The sequence below is a fragment of the Paenibacillus sp. fava2 genome (assembly GCF_058313675.1).
Map to the genome: position 1 here is coordinate 4,636,051 of NZ_CM177755.1, position 18,976 is coordinate 4,655,026.

Here is an 18,976-nt window from a genome sequence, read left to right on the forward strand (position 1 = left end):
ACGGTGCTGCATGGGGCTGGTTCATAGATCACTGTTCTGATTCGCGATTGCGGCCGAGCAGTCCGCTGAGCGCCTCGGTCACGTCCATGCCGGTTAGGGTGCGGGTCAATTCAGGAACCTGGGCCATCATTTTGGCAATATCGCCGGTAATTTTGTTCACGCCGGCTGAAGCACCGTCCTGGGAAATGACTGTAATCTTATCCACCTTGGCCAGCGGAGAAGCGATTCGTTCAGCCAGCTCAGGCAGAACCTTCAAGAATTCCACCGTAAGCGCAGCTTGTGTGAACTGCTTATACGCCTCGGCTTTTTTCTCGAGCGCCCCTGCCTCCGCTGCTCCGGAGAGCTGTACGATTTCCGCATTCGCCTTCCCCTTTGCCAGCTCCGCTTCTGCCGTTGCCAGCCCGCGTTTGGTCGTCATGGCGGCCTCAGCCTCCGCTTCAAGAATCTGCCGCTGCTTGGCTGCTTCCGCTCTCATAATGACAGCCTGGTTCTCAGCCTCGGCAGGCTTGATCACGGTTGCCTCCAGCTCCTTCTGTCTCAGTCCAACCTCAATTTCACGGACGGTTCGGTTGGCTTCTGCTTCCATTTGCGTAATCTTGACCTGTTCTGTAACGAGTGACTGCCTGATTTTGTTCTGCTGCAATTCGTAGGCGAGATCCGCCTGTGCTTTTTTCACTTCGGTTTCCAGCTTGAAATCCGCCTGCTTGATGTTCAGCTCCTTTTCAAACAGGGATTCTTTGGCACGTGCAGCTGTTTCAGCTTCAATGGTAGCCTGGTGCGCATTGGCTTTGGCGATGGAGGATTCCTTCTCGGCTTCGGCCTGCTTGATCTGGATGTCGCGCTCTGCTTCCGCTTTGGCAATGCTGGCATCGCGGCGGATGCGTTCGATTTCCGGCACACCCATATTGTCGATATATCCTTTATCATCGGTAATTTTCTTAATGGTGAAGCTGACCACCTCAAGCCCCATTTTATCAAGATCCTCCGAGCAGGTTTCCCGCATCTTGCTGTTGATTTCGTCCGGTGTCTTGAGAATGGACTCTACACTCAGCTGACCGATCAGTCCGCGCAGATGGCCTTCCACCGAATGCAGAATTATCGTCTCACGGTCTTCTTCCGGCCGGTCTATAAACTGCTCGCTGGCAGTCAGAATGGCGGTGGGGTCGCTTTTGATCTTGATCTGGGCCACGGCCTCCAGATTAAGCTTGATGCCCTGCCGGGAGAACATCGCCTGTGCCGGAATGACATCAAAGCTCATCAGCATCATGGAGATGGTCTTATTATTCTGAAAGCCGGGAATGACGAACGTCCCTCCGCCTTGCACCACTCTTTTGCCGCCGAGACCGTACACAATCATCGCCTGGTTGGGCGGGACCTTCTTATATGCGTTTACGATACTGAACACAGCCAGCAGGATCACTGCCACAATTCCCGCGGTTAAATAGAGAATAACCATCTGCTCCGACACTCCCCGATTTTATAATTGGGCGGCTTCCCTTTCAAAAAGAGTTACCTCCGCCATACCTTTATCCACCTTCAAAATAATCACCCTGTCGCCCTTTGCAAGCTGCTGGCCTGTCTCGGCCCGTACACCAATAGAACGCATAGTCCCGTGCAGCACATATTTCATCTCCCCGGCCGTTCCATCCTCTGCGGCAATACTGATGTACCCGAGCTGTCCCGCTAAATCATAATCCGATTCATTCATGCTGCTGTCATACCGGGTCATCATCCGGATCAGCACAATATACAGCAGACAGCCCGGCAGCAAGGCGATCACGGTACAGATCAGTACTGCCGACGGCAGGTTCATCCCGCTGAACCGGACGAGCACATAACCCGTGCCGCCCCAGACTGTGACAGACACGGTCAGCGGCAGCAGCAGAGGCATAAAGCCGTGACCTCCTGCTCCCGCATGAAAGTGGCCCGTCAGCCCGTGACCGTGAAATCCGCCACTGACAATAAGCACCAGCCCCGCCCAGAAGCACACAATAAATACACTAATGATTTTAATCCCCCCTTTCTTGCAGGCGAGTAAATAAAAATGACTTTTAATCGTTGTTATAAGAATACAATTTCTTATCTGGACGTCTTTTCTGCCTCTATGCGCAGCAAAAAGACCACAGAAGGGCAGGGCTTCCGTGGTCGGTTAAATGATCATGGCGCTCATCCTCTCTCTTCGAGGCTTACGGGGTTAGCTGACGGATTCGGGCAGTGAGATAGCCCTACCCTGCCTGGTTGATGAACAACCTGCAGCAAGGATTCACCCCAGGTGAGCAGCATCAAAACATACTGCTTTCACCGTTGGTTCCCCCGTTCCCTTAACCGGAATTCAGCCATTTGAGAACAGTTATATTAGATTCAGTTGCTGATTGAATCTTACGCCTGCGGCTGTATATTGTAAAATGTCACGAATGGCAAAAGAAGCCAAAGAATGCCATCCCTCATTGAATGAAGGCGCATTCTTTGGCTCCGATCTTAAGCAGCCGGCGATTTGCTTCTTGTTGCTCCCTTTTCCGTAAGGACGGATTTTCCTGCATAAAACCGGGCTGCCGCCAGACCGATACCGCTGTTTCCTTCTGTAATCAAAGCTACCTTTCCGTCCAGTTTTCCCACCTCTAACACTCCTTTTTTCTGTAAGATATTGCTGATACGACCCACAGATTAGAGATTGATATCTTATACGGGAATGATCGTTCTTGATTATACAAAAAATAAAGGCTTACCGCCCGATTTCCCTCATCAGATCACAGTTTAGCATAACGGGAACGAACGGCAAAGCATTATTTTTACTGAACGTTCTTAATATGCTGCAGATCTGCTCATGCGTCAAATATAATTCAATATTTCGGTAAGGGAACGGATTGTGATTTGCTGTCCCCAGTTTTTTAACTGCTGATCTCTATTCATTAATACAGAGACCATGCCAGCCTGATTAGCCCCGACAATATCTTTCTCCTCGTTACCAACATAAAGCATTTGCGGTTTATCCATTCCCAGCTCTGTCGCTAATTGTATAAACCCTTCAGTCCGTGGCTTTCTGAACCCGATCTCTGCAGAGCTCAGGATGACATCGATATATTCCCGGACGGGTTCGACATCTTGCTCCACATATTTCATGCTCATCCCATAGGGAACATCTGTTAAAATCCCCACGGGCAAGCCCCTCTGCTTCAATTCTTTAAGCACAGTTGCCGCATCAGGGTACACTTTGGAGCGCTGCTGAAAAAAGCTGAAAAATATGCTGGCAGCCTCTTCCGCCTTCCCGCCGCTTATTCCCCATGCTGCAAGTACTTTATCAAAAACTTCCAGGTCGGTCACCTCGAAATCCCTGGGGTGTATCCGGGTATTATATAAGGACAGCACCTGCTCAGCCTGCCGGATATGTGTTTCAATAAACCGGACCTGCATGGCCTGCATGATTTCAATCAGCGCTGACCGGTACAGGTTCTTCCAGCTGAGCGGTACATTTTCATAATAAATCAATGTGTCACCAAGATCGAAACCAACGGCTTTCATGGTCTGCCCCCTTCTTTCAATTACAAGGTACCTCCAAGCACCAATCCGCCCATCCCGTCATACATAGTGGTAATAAGAAGGGCGGGATGCGGGTGAAGAACAATAGCGGGTTTGAGCAGCGGGCGATTTTCCTGGCAGCTATATGCAGTCAGACGTATGTGCAATTTAATAATCCGGACGGCTTATTTGTGATACCGCAGAATTATACGCTGAGACATACCATCTACGCCAAATCCTTCGGCAGCGGGCGCGAACGGTTCGGCTTTATTCTCGAATCTCCGGATGAGATTATTATTGCCTTCCGCGGCACCAGCCAGCAAGCCGACTGGATATCCGATCTGATCGCCTCGCAGCGCAGCTTCAAATATATTAAGCAGGACTGCATGACCCACCGGGGATTTACTGATATCTACGCCACCGCCAGAAACGAGCTGATATCCGCTCTCTCCACCCTGCCATCCGGCAAACCCTTAACCGTCACCGGCCACAGTCTCGGTGCAGCACTTGCCACCTTGTGTGCGGTTGATGCAGCTGCCAATACCGCCTTCACATCACCTGCACTGTACACCTATGGTTCACCGAGAGTCGGGGACCCTGCCTTCAAAAAAGCGTTCAACTCCTATATCCGTACCAGCTACCGCATCGCTAATACTTTTGACGCTGTAACCTTTGTCCCGCCCACAGTCTACAAGCTGCCAAAACGCGATAAAAGATTCTATTACAGCCATGTTCCCGAGCTTGTCACGCTCACCTTCCAGCTTGGAGCGGTCGGCCTGAATCATATCATCAGCAGCTACTTCGCCGAGCTTGCCAAGCTAGACCCGGCGTATGCCGGGCAGCTGTGCCAATCGAATCCCGGTTTCTGTCCGGCCACCACTATTCCAGCAGCGGTACCTGTCCCTTTAACCTGATACAGAATGCCTGCTGATGAACTGCAGTACCATTTGTCCCGCTTCTGCCGGCTGCAGCAGCCAGACATAGGCATGAATCGAATCAGAAATTCTCTCTATCTCAGCCTGCTTCAGCAGACCGGCAAAGTGATTCAGGCTGCTGCGGACCTGCTCATTCGCCCACTCCGCTTCACTCGGCAGAAACAGCACCGGGCAATGAACCTGGCGGTAATACTCCTCAAACTTTGAATCCCAGAATTTTTGAATATACTCTGTACGCACATGGTTCAGGTAGCAGTAGGTAAATCTACCGTCTTCCAGCTGCTGCAGACTGTTCTCATAGAACGGCTGGAAATGCTCATTCCACAGGCCCTCTTGTTCCAGTTCAGCGCGTTCCTCGGCGACATATTCCGCCTTGCTCGTAAACACACGTTCCTGCCGTTCTGCCAGCTCAGCCTCCATAATCTTCTTCTTCTGCTCAATCTCCTCTGCTGTTCCGTTAAACAAGCCGTATTCACCGAACTCATTGCAGAGCCCCCCTTCGAGAATCAGCGACTGGACCAGCTCCGGATGCGCGGCAGCCAGACTCAGGGCGATCTCTGCCCCCATCGAGCTGCCGACAACATGGCAACGCTCCACCTGCAGCTCCCGGAGCAGCAGATAAAGATCCTGTGCCATATCATCAATATGATAGCCGGTCTGCGGCTTATCCGATTTGCCATGCCCGCGGAAGTCCGGCGCGATGATGCTGTACCGCTCTGCAAACTGCGGGAGAATGCCGTTCCACATATGCAGATTGCCTCCGCTGAAATGGAGGAATAACACGGTCTCCCTGCCCTCTTTTATAGAATGCATCACGTTTAACCGGATTTGGCCCAGCTGAATAATTTCCTCAACCATTTTAATTCCCCCTGTATGCCTTCTTTGTTATGTATGACTGCCCTGATACACTGGCTGTATCTCCCATTTACCGCCGCTGTGGCTGATATTGTGTACGCTGGTGTAGGCTGACGGAAAATCCTTTGGCTGATTAGACCATTTTAGTCCCCGTATCAGATGATAGATCACATTGATCACTCCGCCATGCGTTACAATAAGTACATTTTCTGAATGCTGCCGCTCATTCTGCTCCCGGCATAACTTCCCGAAGGTCTCACTGATCCTCGTAAAAAAGGCAATTGGACTCTCTCCACCCGGATAAGGCTCATCCATCCTGAGACTGCCGAAGGTAAGCCCGGGAAACCGTTCATTTACGATCTCGTTCGGCATCCCGGCAATAACACCATTGTTGACTTCTCTCCAGTCACTGCTTGACTTCACGGTAAGACTGAGCTTTGCTGCAATTTCGCCGGCTGTATCTAATGCCCTGCTCAGGTCACTGCTGACAATCCGGTGGATTGGATAGAGATGATCATGTTCTCTCAGGAATAACCCCAGCTGTTCTGATTGTCTGTAACCTTCAGTATTCAACCCCCTTTGACTCCAGCCTCCCCGGTAGCCTTCATCATCTTTGCCGTGTCTAACCAGAAATATGGTCATGGGCCTACCTCCAATTTATTAGATCATTTCAACTCCGCCCCAGTAAAGATATGTAATATCCAGGAAACTGTCAACGATATTTCTGCTATACGCAGCACAAAAAGACAGCTCAGCATCCGCAGGAAGCGGGCTGAACTGCCTCTTTTCATCAGAACCGGTTACAGTGAATCTTTGATCACACGCTTGTAATACAGCACGGACAGGAAGCCAAAGATTGAATACAGCACCGTATACAGCACCATCACCAGAATCATCGGCGTCAGCATTTCTGTACCGAAGAAGAACCAGCCGGATTTGACTGCAAAATAGCTGTGGCTGAGGCCGATTACGAGCGGGATGCCGAAGTTGAACAGCTGCTTGAACTGGATGCCGCGCAGCAGATCGCCCTGGGTAAAGCCCAGCTTGCGCAGAATGGTATACCCGCCCTTTTCCTCCTCACCTTCATCCATCTGCTTGAAGTATAGAATACAGCCCGAGGTAATCAGGAAGGTCAGGCCGAGAAAGCCGACAATGAACATGATCAGGCCCATATTGCTCCGCTGGTTCAGCTCGTAATCATATTGGGAAAAGCTCGGGTATTCCGGTTTTTGCTCCATGAAAATCTCGTAGGCTTCAGCCCGCTGCGAACGGTCAGCCAGCTCGATCCCGTAATATTCTCTTTTCCCTTCTCCTCTCTGCACCTTTGGATTCTGTGCTTTAACAAATTCCTCGTATATGCTCTCATCCACCACAAAAATAGCGCCGCCCCCGCCATAGTAATAGGGTAGAACAGCATCTGGAGAGCTGCCGTTAACCTGCAGGCTGACTGGTCCGTTTATCGTATCGAATTTCACTTCGCCTGTTTCGCTGAGCGACATGAACTGCTGAAGTGCGCCGCGATAACCGACAATCGTCGTTTCTTCCGGCTGCAGATCGATGCCTTCCAAATCCTTTTCGCTGAGAACAGCGGTTGAAAGAAGACGGTCATCAGGTGATTTAAACGCAGACTTATCCATGATTCCGCTGGCATCCACTTCCATCATTATAGGTTTCATGTGAATTTCTTTGTATTTAATGTTCTGCGCATCCAGCGCCTGGACAAACTTCTCCTTCGCCTCCACGCGGGCAAACCCGAAATCATCCGGCGAGCTCTCCTTGGCCGTTGCCTCCGCCGAATAATAAGAGATATAGCTGAGGGACAGCAGTCCGATAGCCAGCGCCGAAACGGTAGTAATAATCGTCAGCAGCAGCGCATTCGATTTCATCCGGAACATAATCGAGGATAGCGAGAGCACCTCATTGATCGACAGGTAGCCTTGCCTGCTCTTGCGGATAGCATTGAACAGGAAGCTGACTGACCCTTTATAGAACAGATACGTCCCGATAATGACCAGGGCAAGGATCGTGATCATCGCCGTCATCAGCTCAGAAATGTCTGTATATTTGCCACTGAACAGCTGGGTTGAAATGTAATAGCCTGCTCCGACAAAAGCTAAACCAAGCAGCCCTAGAACAATCTCCCACAGCGGCATTTTGCGGATACGAGTCTGCGTGGTTGCATTAACTTTGAACAGGGACAGAATGCTTTGCCCTTTGATAAACGTATAGTTCATCAGCATGATCAGCACATAAATTGCTGCAAAAACGATGATCGTCCGCACCAGCGCCTCAGATGAGAACCGCAGCTCGGCCATCGCGTCGATCTCCAGGATTTTGAACAGGATCATTAGAATCAGGCGCGACATCGCAAATCCGGCGGCAATCCCGGCAACCATTGACCCGAAATAGAGCATCAGGTTCTCGGCGCTCAGCAATCTGAAGATTTTACCTTTAGTGAGCCCGATCAGCTGAAATAATCCGATCTCTTTGCTGCGCCGTTTGATAAAGATCGTATTCGCATACAACAGGAAGATCGCGACGATGGCAACCAGCAGGATCGAAGAGGTTCCGATGGCTGCCCCGCCTTTTACCGAACCGGCAACCTCGTCCATGGAAGGATCGAACTGCAGGGTAACGAAGGAGAAATACAGCGCCACACTGAAAATTAACGCGAAGACGTACAGGTAATAGTTTTTGATGTTCTTTTTGAGATTGCGGTACACAATATAATTCAGGTTCATGACTGGACACCGCCCAATACGCCCTGGGTTTTGATAATATCATTGAAGAAGGACTGCCGCGGTTCATCCCCCTTGTTCAGCTGGGTGTAAATCTGCCCGTCACGGATAAATACTACCCGGCTGCAATAGCTCGCTGCCACCGGATCATGCGTAACCATCACAATGGTCGCCTGGCGTCCCCGGTTCATGTCCGACAGCTTGTTCAGCAGGTCAGAGGCGGACTTGGAATCCAGTGCCCCGGTCGGCTCATCGGCAAAAATAATACTCGGCTCATGCACGAACGCCCGCGCTGCCGAGGTCCGCTGCTTCTGCCCGCCGGAAATTTCCGCCGGATATTTATTTTGCAGCTCGGCAATCCCAAGCTCCCCCGCTACCTGCGCAAACCGCTGATGCGCCTCCTTCTTGGAGATTCCGGTAATCGAGAGCGGCAGCAGCACATTTTCCTTGACGGTCAAAGTATCAAGCAGGTTATACTCCTGAAAGATAAACCCCAGATGATGCTTGCGGAACTCCGCCAGCTGCTTCTCCTTCATTCCGGTAAATTCCTTGCCCTCAATTTCAATTGTCCCCTGGCTGACCCGGTCGATGGAGGACAGCACATTCAGCAGGGTGGTTTTGCCTGATCCGGACGCGCCCATAATGCCGACGAACTCGCCTTTGTCCACCTGCAGGTCGATCCCCTTCAGCACTTCCTGCTTGTTAAATTTATTTCCGTAGGTTTTGTAAATTTTATTGGCTTGTAAAATGACCACTTCGCAACCACTCCTTTTCTGTACCTCAATCATACCGGGACCGGGGCTTATGTTCCTGCGTTTCACCTAACAATATGAACGGGCATGTGACATTATTGTCACACGCCCGTTATCAATGAAATGGAATTAACATACAATTCGCGCCTGATATGTTATATTCGGGATAACAATATCTATCTGCCGGGAGGGTACAATGAAACCATCATTTATAGCTGCCCTGGAGAACCGCTCGCTGGATGATCTGCGCAAAATCCCAAAAAGCGATCTGCACAATCACGCCGGAAGAGGCGGGAACTTAAAGTACATAGAAGCCTGGGCTAACATCACCATTCAGCCCCATTCCGGAACGTTTGCCTCACTCGGTGAAATGCAGGAATGGTTCGTGCGCAGCGTGAAAAGCCATTGCCCCGGAATGGAAGGCTATCTTAAACGAATCGAAGCCGCTTTTGTCCAGGCTGCGGACGACGGAATTGAGCTGCTTGCACTCAGCTTCGGGCTTGATGAGATTGAATCGCTTGGCGGCATGGAGCCCTTTATCCGCATTATGGACAGCCTGCGTAAGCGTTATGCTCCAGAGACTGCGTTCCTGCCGGAGCTTGCCTTGGACTGGGCCTGCAATACGGATGCCCTCTGCGGTCGTCTAGATGAAATCTTCTCTTATCACTGGTTCCGCTCCATTGATATTTGCGGCCCCGAACTGGCGCAGCCAATCCGGAATTTCCGCGCCATCTACCGTAAAGCCAAATCGGCGGGACTGGTGCTCAAAGCACATACCGGCGAATTCGGCACGGCCGACGATGTGCTGGAAGCAGCCGTGGAGCTTGAGCTCCAGGAGGTGCATCACGGTATCGCCGCAGCAGCCTCCCCGCAGATCATGCAGTGGCTGGCAGATCATCACATCCGGCTGAACGTTTGCCCAACCAGCAATGTAATGCTTGGCCGCACCAGGAATTATGCCAGCCATCCGGTCAGAACGCTCTATGATACTGGTATTCCGGTAACTATCAACACTGACGATCTGCTGATTTTTAACCAGAGTGTGTCTGAGGAATATCTTAACTTGTATCTGTGCGGCTTAATGTCGGCGGTGGAGCTGAACGAAATCCGTGAATGCGGACTCCGTTCAGGCTGACCCTCCCGTCTTCACAAAATCATTCTCCCGCGGAAAGGTCAGCGTCAAGGCTGTACCTTTCCCGGGCTCTGACTCCACGCCCAGGCTGATCAGCAGCGGCTCCGCCACCTGCTTCGTCAGGTACAGGCCCATGCCGGTGGCTGCGCCCTCCTGACGGCCGAGTACTGAGGTAAAGCCTTTATCAAAAATACGCGGCAGATCCTTGGGGCTAATTCCCTTACCCTCGTCTTTGATCCTCAGCACCACATGCCCGTCCTGCTCCCGGCTCTGTACTACAATATCTGAAGCTTCACTGTATTTCACGGCATTGGTCAGCAGCTGCCTCAGCATAAATCCGAGCCACTTCCCGTCCGTCAGCACCGTTTCCGCCTCCAGCTCTACATCGAACCCGATGCCTTTCGGGATACACCAGCTTCTCAGCCCCCGGATCTCTTTATTCAGAATGGGCTCAAGCGCTGTATGCTCAATGAAAAGATCGTTCTGCATAAAAGGTATCCGCTTCTGGTGCAGCTGCTGGTCAAGCAGATGATGAAGCCGCAGCCATTCGTACATCATCTGGTTCTGCAATGTGTCATCCGGCAAGCGCTCGATCATCAGCTGCATTGCCGTAAGCGGCGTTTTCACCTCATGAATCCAGGCCAGCAGATCGTCCTTTTCCTCCTCCAGCAGCCGGAAGTTCGCTGCAGATTCCCGCCGGTAGCGATCAGTCTGAAGGGTTACCGCATCCTGTACGATGTGCTCAAACGGACTGTCCGCCTCCCGGAATGCCTCCAGATCATACACCTGATCCCAGGCCTCCATCGTCCTGTAGAAACGGGTCTCCTTCTGATACCGGAAGAACACAAACAGCGTGCAGACGATTACATTCAACAGCACAATATACAGCACCGGCAGGAAAGGGATCGACGCATCGACAAAAGCCACGAACAGAATCAGCAGCTGCATTCCGGCCAGCAGGCAGAGCCAGCTTCTTTTTTCAGCTATGTATTTGGCAATCATAATGCAGCCTCTTCGGTAGCCATGTATCCCTGTCCGACCCTGGTTTCGATGTAAGCATCCAGTCCCAGCGGCTCCAGCTTTTTACGCAGCCGGTTCACATTCACGGTTAAGGTATTGTCGCTAACAAAATGCTCATTGTCCCACAGATTCTTGATCAGCTCCTCACGGTCCACAATACGGTCCTTGTGCTCAACCAGAATTTTGAGGATGAACATTTCATTTTTGGTCAGCAGGGCTGCGCCCTGGCTGTTGGTTACGGTATTCTTCACATATTCAATCGTGGCGCCGCGCCATGTTCTCAGCTCTGTCCGTCCTGTGCTGTAGTTATACACCCGCCGGAGCGTAGCCTGGATTTTGGCGATCAGCACATCGAAATGGAACGGCTTTTGCATAAAATCATCGGCCCCCAGCTGCATCGACATCACCATATCACTCGGGTGGTCACGTGAGGACAGAAAAATAATCGGCACATTGGAATGCGCCCGGATCATCCGGCACCAGTGGAACCCGTCGAACAGCGGCAGCTGAATATCAATGATGACCAGCTCCGGCTGAACCGCTGTGAACTCCTGCAGCACCTTGGCAAAATCGGTGACACCGTACACTTCATACGACCACTGGGATAAACGTTCCTTAATTTCGGAGAATAGCGTAACATCGTCTTCAATCAGCATGATTTTGAACATATCGGGCACTCCGTTTCAGGTCTTCGTCTTATTAGTATCTTCTTACAGCCAGCGGCTAAAATTCTTATGGGCCACCTTAATTTGGCGCTGATCCGCCCACTGAGTCAGTTCCTTTATGTACCGATCATCTTCAAAACGGAAGCAATTTTTATACGGAACCAGCACATTTCCCTTAGGTCTGATGCCGATAACAGGCGTAAAGTAGCCTTTTACAAAAATAGTCCTGATAAGGTCTGCCGGGATCTGCCGGTTATCAATAACAAGGTTATCCTCATTAAGCATGATGTCAAAAGATCTTCTGGCTGCTAAAGCGCGGTATATCAAAATAATTTCAACAGCAGCAAACAAGGCAAGAATCGCCGATGTTATATAAATATTCTGAAAGTTCCCTTGAACAATAATGTAAATCCACAACACTACGTTTACACTTATCGCTGCCAGCAGCCTTTTTTCTGCGGGAGCTCTGGCTGTGCGTACTATTGGATTGTTCATAAGCTTCTCCTCCTGACAGTCAACCGTAAATTCGGCTACCTATGGCCCATTCTTATGTACTGATACACACTTGCTCCGAACATTATACTATAAACTGGCAAAAAACGGTCGCTAACCTTTCCCCGTCCCCGCAATATCATCCAAGAACGGAGCCGCATCCTGTATTATAATTGCTGTACGCTACAAGAAAAGAGGGTGAAGCTGTTGTCCCGTGAGGTACGGACCGTCGTTTTTGATCAGGATTTGAAACTGGAAGCCTACCGGTTTGAGGGGATTATGCAGAAGTTCCCTAATCATTTTCATGACTATTATGTCATTGGTTTTATTGAACAGGGCAAAAGACTGCTGCAGTGCGGCAACGAGGACTATGTTCTGAACAGCGGAGATGTCATTATTTTCAACCCCCGGGACCCGCACTCCTGTGAACAGGTGGACGGGCGGACACTGGATTACCGTTGTATCAACGTTCAGCCCGAGATCATGCGCCAGTATGTGCAGGAGATTACGGGGAAAAACGAATTACCGCGCTTCACACAAGCCGTATTGTTCCAGAGCGAACTGGCTGCACCGCTGCATGATCTGCACCAGATGCTGTTAGAGGAGCAGGCTGATTTTCAAAAGGAGGAACTGCTGCTGTTTCTGCTGGAGCAGCTGCTGCAGGAGTATATGGAAGAAGCTGGTACGGCCGATCCCGCCGGAGAGGTTACTGCAGAAATCAAAAAGGTCTGCCGGTACATAGAGGATCATTATACAGACACTATTACGCTGGGCCAGCTGACGGAATTGACGGGACTTAGCAAATATCAGCTGCTGCGTATGTTCACTAAGCAAAAGGGCATCTCCCCGTACCGTTACCTGGAGACGATTCGCATCAATCAGGCTAAACGGCTGCTGGAGCAAGGAATTGGACCGATGGAGGTTGCCCTGCGGACCGGATTCAGCGACCAGAGCCATTTCAGCAACTTTTTCAAAAAACTGATTGGCTTAACCCCCAAGCAATATCTGCGGATCTTCACCCGCCCGGCGGAAAAGCCGGGAGTTGCGGTGACCTCAATATGAATGGTAATCGAAGCGCCGTCACCGGGCATCTGCTGGCTTTTATCACGATTCTCATTTGGGGGACCACCTTTATTTCAACCAAGCAGCTGCTGACAGGGTTCACACCGCTGGAAATATTGTTCTTCCGCTTTATTCTGGGCTATGCCGTTTTGTGCCTGCTTTATCCGCGGCGGATCCGGACGGGCTCTTTTAGAGAGGAAGGGTTATTCATTGCTGCCGGGCTCTGCGGTGTTACCCTGTATTTTCTGATCGAAAATATTGCGCTTCTCTATACCTCCGCCTCTAACGTTGGTGTAATTGTCTCCATCGCCCCGTTCCTCACCGCAGTGATTGCCCATTTCGCTTTACCGGACGAACGTCTTACGCCCGCCTTCATCACAGGATTTCTGATCGCCCTGAGCGGCATTGGCTGCATTCTGCTGAACGGAAGCCTCCGGCTACAGCTGAATCCGCTTGGTGACCTGCTGGCTCTTCTAGCACCTGTCGTCTGGGCTTTGTACTCTGTATTAATGCGCAAAATCAGCGCACTGCAGCACAATACCATCGGCGTGACCCGCAGAGTGTTCTTTTATGGCCTGCTGGGTATGCTGCCAGCTTTGCTGCTGTTCGATTTCCGCTTCGGCCTGGACCGGTTCCGTGATCCCGCCAATCTGGCGAATCTGCTGTTCCTCGGTCTGGGAGCCTCCGCCCTGTGCTTTGTAACGTGGAACCGGGCAGTCGGTATGCTCGGAGCGGTCAGAACAAGTGTGTACATCTATCTAGTCCCGATCATCACCGTGGCGGCAGCTGTGATGTTTTTGCAGGAGCAGCTTTCCTGGGCTATAGTACTGGGTACTGCGCTAACCTTAACGGGCTCTGCTCTCTCAGAACATAAACCCAAACGCTCCCCCGTCAAAGAAACCGCTGTCCAAAAATAATATGGAGTGATTTTTATCCTATGCGCTTTTTCAGGCATGGGTTATTTTAACATTAAGTGATAACTTAATATTGTGGAATATAATTAAATATTTAATTTTTACTTTAATAATGGAGGTCCAGATGAAACCTACTCTTAACGAACAACTTCGGCATAATATCCGCTTCACCTATAATGAGTCCTTGGAATTGATCGTCGCGATGGGCATGGCCGCATGCGGAGAGCAGATGTATGCCATGGCTCAGGATTACAAGATTGAAATTGATTCTATCGCTGATTCGTTCTACGAGGATACCAATGCCCGGCTGTCACCGCACACGTTACGCGAACTGCAGTTTTTCTTCGGCCACAATTTTCTCCATAAGACGCTGGACTTTGGTTTCTATGTGTCTATCTGCAGCAATCCCGAGCCGCAATCAGCAGAAGACTGGATTGCGTCACTGGAGGCCGTACCGGCGGAATGGATGCTGTCAGAGATGGTGTTCGGGGTTTACCACGATAAGCTGGATGAGCTGCTGCAGGGAAGAGATTGGGAAGCATTAAAAGGCAATCTCAGCCTGCTGGCCGCATTAGTCAGGGATACTCCTCCGCATCAGGAGGTCATTCTTACACAGGAGCCGCTGCTGGAATGCCTTGCCCATCCGGAGGAATGCAAGCTGAGGTATATGCAGCTTCTCCGCCAGTTCTACAAGGATGTCTTTATCCACTGGAAAGAGCAGTTTAAGGAACGTTCTGAGCAGGCTTCAGCTCATTATGAGACGTTATTCGCTGCCAAGCCTGAGCAGTTTATCCGTGAAATTCACAAAAACGAGCCCGAAATTTTCATTTCTTTCCCCACTGCTTTTCACGTAAGCCAGGCATCACAGGTCGGAAATCATTTCTTGAATTTTACTACTGCAGCCGGCAATGTTGGCTGGGTTATCTTCGGTATCCATAATGAGCGGGTATTCGGCCCGGCTGCCGACCGTGAACAGACTGAGCTATTCCTGAAAGCCTTCTCAGATAAACGCAGGCTTGATTTTGTGCTATTACTGAAGCAGCGCCCCCATTACGGACAGGAGATCGCCGCAGCTCTCGGCATTACACCGGCAGCTGTGAATTATCATTCCAACTTCCTGTTCTTCCTGGATCTGATCAGTGTGAAACGGGAGGATCACCGCATGTATTATCATCTGAATGGTGAGCGGTTACGGGAGCTGCTGGCCCTGACTGCAAAAGTCATGTTGGATTAGAGCTAAATCAGGCAGTATTCTGCAATAAGGGTTACATCTGATAACAGGGAGGGTCTCCATTGAAGAGATCAGAAGCTTCCGGCACATTCATCCGTTTAGTGAAGCTTGGCAGGCCGTATATCGGCTGGTACATTGCACTTTGTCTGGCTGCTGCCGTTATATCACTGACCGCTGTCGGTATTGCTGAAGCATTGCGGCGGATCATTAATGCAGCCACGGAGCATGACATATCCAGCCTGGCTTCCAGCGCTATATTCGCTTTAGCTATTGTACTTGTTGATGTTGTCTTTAATTTTCTCAAAAGCTATTTATCCGCAGTGCTTGAGTATAAATCCACTTCCCGGCTGCAGCTGACCCTGCTGGACAAACTGCTGAAGGTGAAGATGAAAGATCTGGACCGCTACCATTCCGCCGATCTCATCAGCCGTATTCACGATTCTGCACCTGCGGCGCAGCAGGGCATTAACCTGAAGACGGTCGAGCTGTTCAGCAGCCTGCTGCAGATCCTCTTTCTGCTTACCTACCTGATGTCCCTTCATTTCACGCTCACCATGGGCATACTGCTGATCTGCGCCCTGCTGCCGCTGGTGATGCTGCCCTTTACCTCGCGGATCCGCAGCCTGTACCGGAAAAGACAGGAAGTGGAAGCCGCCCAGCAAGTGCTGATACAGGACTCCGTACAGGGTGCTGAAGTCGTCCGCGCCTTCTCACTGGCTTCACGGCTGCAGCAGCAATTCATGGAGCGGGTGCAGCACTACTTCAAGTTCCATGTTCCGCTCTCCCGTGCAGAAGCGGTTGGCTATAATATGAACTTTACCGTCATCTTAGGCGGTCTGCTGTATCTGCTTACTTATGGAGGATACCTCGTAATTGGCGGACGGCTTGATGTGGGGGCGGTGGCGGCATTTCTGATCAGCTTCGAGCAGATTACGAATCCGGTCTCCAGGCTCTCCAATCTCTGGGCACAGCTGCAAACCTCCCTGGCTCAGGGCGGCCGTATCTTTGAACTGTTAGAGCTGCAAAATGAACAGCCCGGGCAGGAGCAAGGCATTCAGAAGCAGACGCCCGGACAACAGCAAGACAATGTAACAGCAGGTCTCAAAGGACTGCCCATTTTCTTTAACAACGTAAGCTTCAGCTATAGCGGCAATCCGGTCCTGCAGCAGGTACAGCTTGCTATTGAGCCGGGCAAAGTGACCGCTTTAGCCGGACCAAGCGGAAGCGGAAAAAGCACGCTGCTCCGCCTGCTGCTGGCAGAATACGAGCCCGACAACGGCACCATCTGCTGCGGGTCAGAGCCGTTAGGAACCCTTTCACCGCAGGACTGGCGCAGCAGTCTTGCTTACGTATCACAGGAGCCTTATCTTTTCTCAGGCACACTGTATGAGAATATTGCCTGGGGCAGAGCCGGAGCTGCCAAAGAGGAGATTATACAAGCAGCGCGGGACGCGGGTATTCATGATTTCATCATGAGTACTCCGCTGCAGTATGATACTGCCATCGGTGAACGGGGGATCACCCTGTCCGGCGGGGAGCGGCAGCGGCTATCCATTGCCAGGGCCTTTGTCCGCGGGCCGGAGCTGCTGCTGCTGGATGAGCCGACGGCCGCGCTCGACAGCCACAGTGAAGAGGTTGTCCAGCAGGCGCTGCAAAAGCTGATGCAGGGCCGGACAACCGTAGTGATTGCCCACAGGCTGTCGACGATCCGTAATGCCGACACGATCTATTTTATGGAGGCGGGCTCGGTTGTTGAGGAAGGAACCCATCCGGAGCTGATGGCAATGGAGGGCAAATATTATAATATGGTGCATTCCGTCCAACGGACGGATCATTCCCTTGTGCCGGAGGAGAATCAGATATGACGACCAGAGAAGCCGGAAAGTTACCGCTCCGCACCGTTCTGAGCCGGCTGCTGCCTTTTGCCTCGCCCTACAGGCTTGGCCTGCTGCTGGCTACCCTGCTGCTTGCTGCCAGACTGGTGATGGACATTGGTTTAGCTGCCATCCAGCAGCTGTTTATTGACACCATTAACAGCGCAGATATGGATTCACTTCTCCGGCTGAGCGTTATTGTCGCCGCTGCCTGTGTCCTAATCATACTTTGTCTGATGGTCCAGCATTATTATAGATTTGTCGTTCAGAGCAGAATGTCCTGGGATCTGAGGGCAGCGCTGTTTAACAAGACGCACCGCCTGCCGTTCCGGCAGATTCAGTCCATGCATTCCGGTGATCTTACCTCACGCAACACCAAGGATGCGGAAGCCGCGATGGGCACAGTCAGCAGCATTATCTACGATTTGAGCTACAATCTTCTGCTCTGCTTTGTCTCCTTTCTCTATCTGGCTTCCATGGATGTGTGGCTCGCTTTACTCGCGCTTGGCTCCGGGCCGGTCGTCTTTTTCTCCAGCCGCTTCTTTGATCGTAAATTGAGGCAGCTGTCAACCCGGATTTATGAGGCTGAAGCTCAGCTGCGCGGCATTCTGCAGGAGACCCTGCAGGGCGTGAAGATCGTCCGGGCGTTTTCATTGGAAACGATGCTGAAGGACAAATATGCGGCTGAGCGCACAAGGCTAAACCGTCTGCTGCTGCAGAGGGCCCTTTTAACGACACTGTTATGGAACAGCGCCGCTTTTATCAACAATCTGGTGATGGTCATCTGTGCAGGCTTCATTGCTTACTCGGCAATCAAGGGCGGAACATCCGCCGGGGAAGTACTTGCTTTCATCATTCTGATGGGGCGGGTCCAGTGGCCGTTTGTCCATATGTCACAGACCTGGGGCGGTGTCCAGCAGTCGCTTGGCGCGGCTGACCGCGTATTCTCTATTCTTGACGCACCGTCCGAGGATGACATTCCGCCTGGGCACCAGAGCCTCTCTTCAGTGCCTTGTCCGGATGAATCTGCGGCATTAACGATTCATGGTGCATACTTCAGCCACTCCGCAGCACCGGATGACCAGACGCCGCTGTTCAGAGATTTGAATCTGCATATCCGGCATGGTGAAACGGTTGCGCTGGTCGGACCAAGCGGCTCTGGCAAAACAACCCTGATGCGGATGTGCTGCGGATTACTCAGACCCGATGCCGGACATATTTCCGTTTACGGCCAATCTGCATCCGGAGAGCTTGCAGAACTGCGCAGCAAGATTACTTATGTGCCGCAGTCCCCTTACCTGTTCTCCGGATCAATTAAGGACAATATTGCGTTCAGCAGCAATTTGGCCAGTGATGAAGAGATCCGGGAAGCGGCCAGACTTGCAGGAGCAGATGACTTTATTCAAAAGCTGCCCGCAGGCTATGACACCCTGATCGGTGAGCACGGAACAGGCTTATCGGGAGGACAGCGCCAGCGGATCGCCATTGCCCGGGCCTTTCTGCGGAATGCACCGCTTCTGCTGCTGGATGAAGCGACCTCCGCCCTGGATAATGAATCGGAGCAGCTTGTTCAGCAGTCACTTGACCGGCTTATGAAGCACCGGACCACGCTGGTGATTGCCCACCGGCTGTCCACTGTACGCAATGCCACCAGAATCATCGTGCTGGATAAGGGAGCTGTCGCCGAGGAAGGCACTCATGACAGCCTGCTGTCCAGCAACGGAGTATATGCGCAGCTGTACCGGCTGCAATTTAAGGAACCTGAGGCTGAAGCTGTCCTATGAAGCTCT

General features: G+C 51.4%; 18 protein-coding genes and 1 riboswitch. Of the genes, 7 read left to right on the plus strand and 11 right to left on the minus strand.

Annotated features, from left to right (window positions below):
- Window positions 1-28 precede the first annotated feature (28 nt).
- The 4 genes from AC4G46_RS20335 to AC4G46_RS20350 form a co-directional block, all read right to left on the minus strand.
- The gene (locus AC4G46_RS20335) at window positions 29-1,468 is read right to left on the minus strand and encodes a flotillin family protein (RefSeq protein ID WP_491124310.1); all 1,440 of its coding nucleotides are present in this window, start codon (window positions 1,466-1,468) and stop codon (window positions 29-31) included.
- A gap of 9 nt (window positions 1,469-1,477) precedes the next feature.
- Window positions 1,478-2,134 carry an NfeD family membrane protein gene (locus AC4G46_RS20340; RefSeq protein WP_491128938.1) on the minus strand — a complete coding sequence of 219 codons (657 nt, stop codon included), beginning with the start codon at window positions 2,132-2,134 and terminating at the stop codon, window positions 1,478-1,480.
- Between the two features lie 34 nt (window positions 2,135-2,168).
- Window positions 2,169-2,348: riboswitch (cyclic di-AMP (ydaO/yuaA leader) on the minus strand.
- 130 nt (window positions 2,349-2,478) lie between these two features.
- Window positions 2,479-2,616 (minus strand): hypothetical protein, encoded by a 138-nt coding sequence (locus tag AC4G46_RS20345; protein WP_491124311.1) that lies wholly within the window; start codon window positions 2,614-2,616, stop codon window positions 2,479-2,481.
- A 213-nt stretch (window positions 2,617-2,829) separates the two neighbouring features.
- Window positions 2,830-3,519 (minus strand): HAD family hydrolase, encoded by a 690-nt coding sequence (locus tag AC4G46_RS20350; RefSeq protein ID WP_491124312.1) that lies wholly within the window; start codon window positions 3,517-3,519, stop codon window positions 2,830-2,832.
- A gap of 92 nt (window positions 3,520-3,611) precedes the next feature.
- On the opposite strand from AC4G46_RS20350, the gene AC4G46_RS20355 reads away from it, so the two are divergent.
- Entirely contained in the window at window positions 3,612-4,430 is an 819-nt protein-coding gene (locus AC4G46_RS20355) for an alpha/beta fold hydrolase (RefSeq protein WP_491124313.1), read from the plus strand.
- On the opposite strand, the gene AC4G46_RS20360 is transcribed toward AC4G46_RS20355, so the two are convergent.
- From AC4G46_RS20360 to AC4G46_RS20375, 4 genes are all read right to left on the minus strand, one after another.
- Entirely contained in the window at window positions 4,422-5,309 is an 888-nt protein-coding gene (locus AC4G46_RS20360) for an alpha/beta fold hydrolase (protein ID WP_491124314.1), read from the minus strand. The two genes, AC4G46_RS20355 and AC4G46_RS20360, sit on opposite strands and share 9 nt — an antisense overlap.
- Window positions 5,310-5,336: 27 nt before the next feature.
- Entirely contained in the window at window positions 5,337-5,948 is a 612-nt protein-coding gene (locus AC4G46_RS20365) for a histidine phosphatase family protein (protein ID WP_491124315.1), read from the minus strand.
- 158 nt (window positions 5,949-6,106) lie between these two features.
- Window positions 6,107-8,047: an FtsX-like permease family protein gene (locus AC4G46_RS20370; RefSeq protein ID WP_491124316.1), complete on the minus strand. Its 1,941-nt coding sequence runs from the start codon at window positions 8,045-8,047 to the stop codon at window positions 6,107-6,109.
- Complete coding sequence (locus AC4G46_RS20375) at window positions 8,044-8,799, minus strand: ABC transporter ATP-binding protein (RefSeq protein WP_042177875.1); 756 nt, start codon at window positions 8,797-8,799, stop codon at window positions 8,044-8,046. Before AC4G46_RS20375 ends, AC4G46_RS20370 begins: the two co-directional genes overlap by 4 nt.
- 193 nt (window positions 8,800-8,992) lie before the next feature.
- Here AC4G46_RS20375 and AC4G46_RS20380 point away from each other — a divergent pair, with 193 nt between their 5' ends.
- Window positions 8,993-9,931, plus strand: a complete 939-nt coding sequence (locus AC4G46_RS20380) for an amidohydrolase family protein (RefSeq protein WP_491124317.1) — start codon at window positions 8,993-8,995, stop codon at window positions 9,929-9,931.
- Here AC4G46_RS20380 and AC4G46_RS20385 read toward each other — a convergent pair.
- The 3 genes from AC4G46_RS20385 to AC4G46_RS20395 are packed head-to-tail and all read right to left on the minus strand — an operon-like array spanning window position 9,923 to window position 12,108.
- Window positions 9,923-10,930, minus strand: a complete 1,008-nt coding sequence (locus tag AC4G46_RS20385; protein ID WP_491124318.1) for a sensor histidine kinase — start codon at window positions 10,928-10,930, stop codon at window positions 9,923-9,925. The genes AC4G46_RS20380 and AC4G46_RS20385 overlap by 9 nt on opposite strands.
- Window positions 10,927-11,616 (minus strand): response regulator transcription factor, encoded by a 690-nt coding sequence (locus tag AC4G46_RS20390; RefSeq protein WP_491124319.1) that lies wholly within the window; start codon window positions 11,614-11,616, stop codon window positions 10,927-10,929. Before AC4G46_RS20390 ends, AC4G46_RS20385 begins: the two co-directional genes overlap by 4 nt.
- A gap of 42 nt (window positions 11,617-11,658) precedes the next feature.
- The gene (locus AC4G46_RS20395) at window positions 11,659-12,108 is read right to left on the minus strand and encodes a hypothetical protein (protein WP_491124320.1); all 450 of its coding nucleotides are present in this window, start codon (window positions 12,106-12,108) and stop codon (window positions 11,659-11,661) included.
- Window positions 12,109-12,312: 204 nt separating this feature from the next.
- On the opposite strand from AC4G46_RS20395, the gene AC4G46_RS20400 reads away from it, so the two are divergent.
- The 5 genes from AC4G46_RS20400 to AC4G46_RS20420 all read left to right on the plus strand — a co-directional run bounded on the left by AC4G46_RS20400 (window position 12,313) and on the right by AC4G46_RS20420 (window position 18,970).
- Entirely contained in the window at window positions 12,313-13,167 is an 855-nt protein-coding gene (locus tag AC4G46_RS20400) for an AraC family ligand binding domain-containing protein (RefSeq protein WP_491128939.1), read from the plus strand.
- Window positions 13,164-14,084: a DMT family transporter gene (locus AC4G46_RS20405; RefSeq protein ID WP_491124321.1), complete on the plus strand. Its 921-nt coding sequence runs from the start codon at window positions 13,164-13,166 to the stop codon at window positions 14,082-14,084. Before AC4G46_RS20400 ends, AC4G46_RS20405 begins: the two co-directional genes overlap by 4 nt.
- Before the next feature lie 121 nt (window positions 14,085-14,205).
- Window positions 14,206-15,315, plus strand: coding sequence for an ArsR/SmtB family transcription factor (locus AC4G46_RS20410; protein ID WP_491124322.1), 1,110 nt, complete (start codon window positions 14,206-14,208; stop codon window positions 15,313-15,315).
- A gap of 59 nt (window positions 15,316-15,374) precedes the next feature.
- Complete coding sequence (locus AC4G46_RS20415; protein WP_491124323.1) at window positions 15,375-17,177, plus strand: ABC transporter ATP-binding protein; 1,803 nt, start codon at window positions 15,375-15,377, stop codon at window positions 17,175-17,177.
- Window positions 17,174-18,970 (plus strand): ABC transporter ATP-binding protein, encoded by a 1,797-nt coding sequence (locus AC4G46_RS20420; protein ID WP_491124324.1) that lies wholly within the window; start codon window positions 17,174-17,176, stop codon window positions 18,968-18,970. Before AC4G46_RS20415 ends, AC4G46_RS20420 begins: the two co-directional genes overlap by 4 nt.
- The last annotated feature ends 6 nt before the right edge of the window (window positions 18,971-18,976 follow it).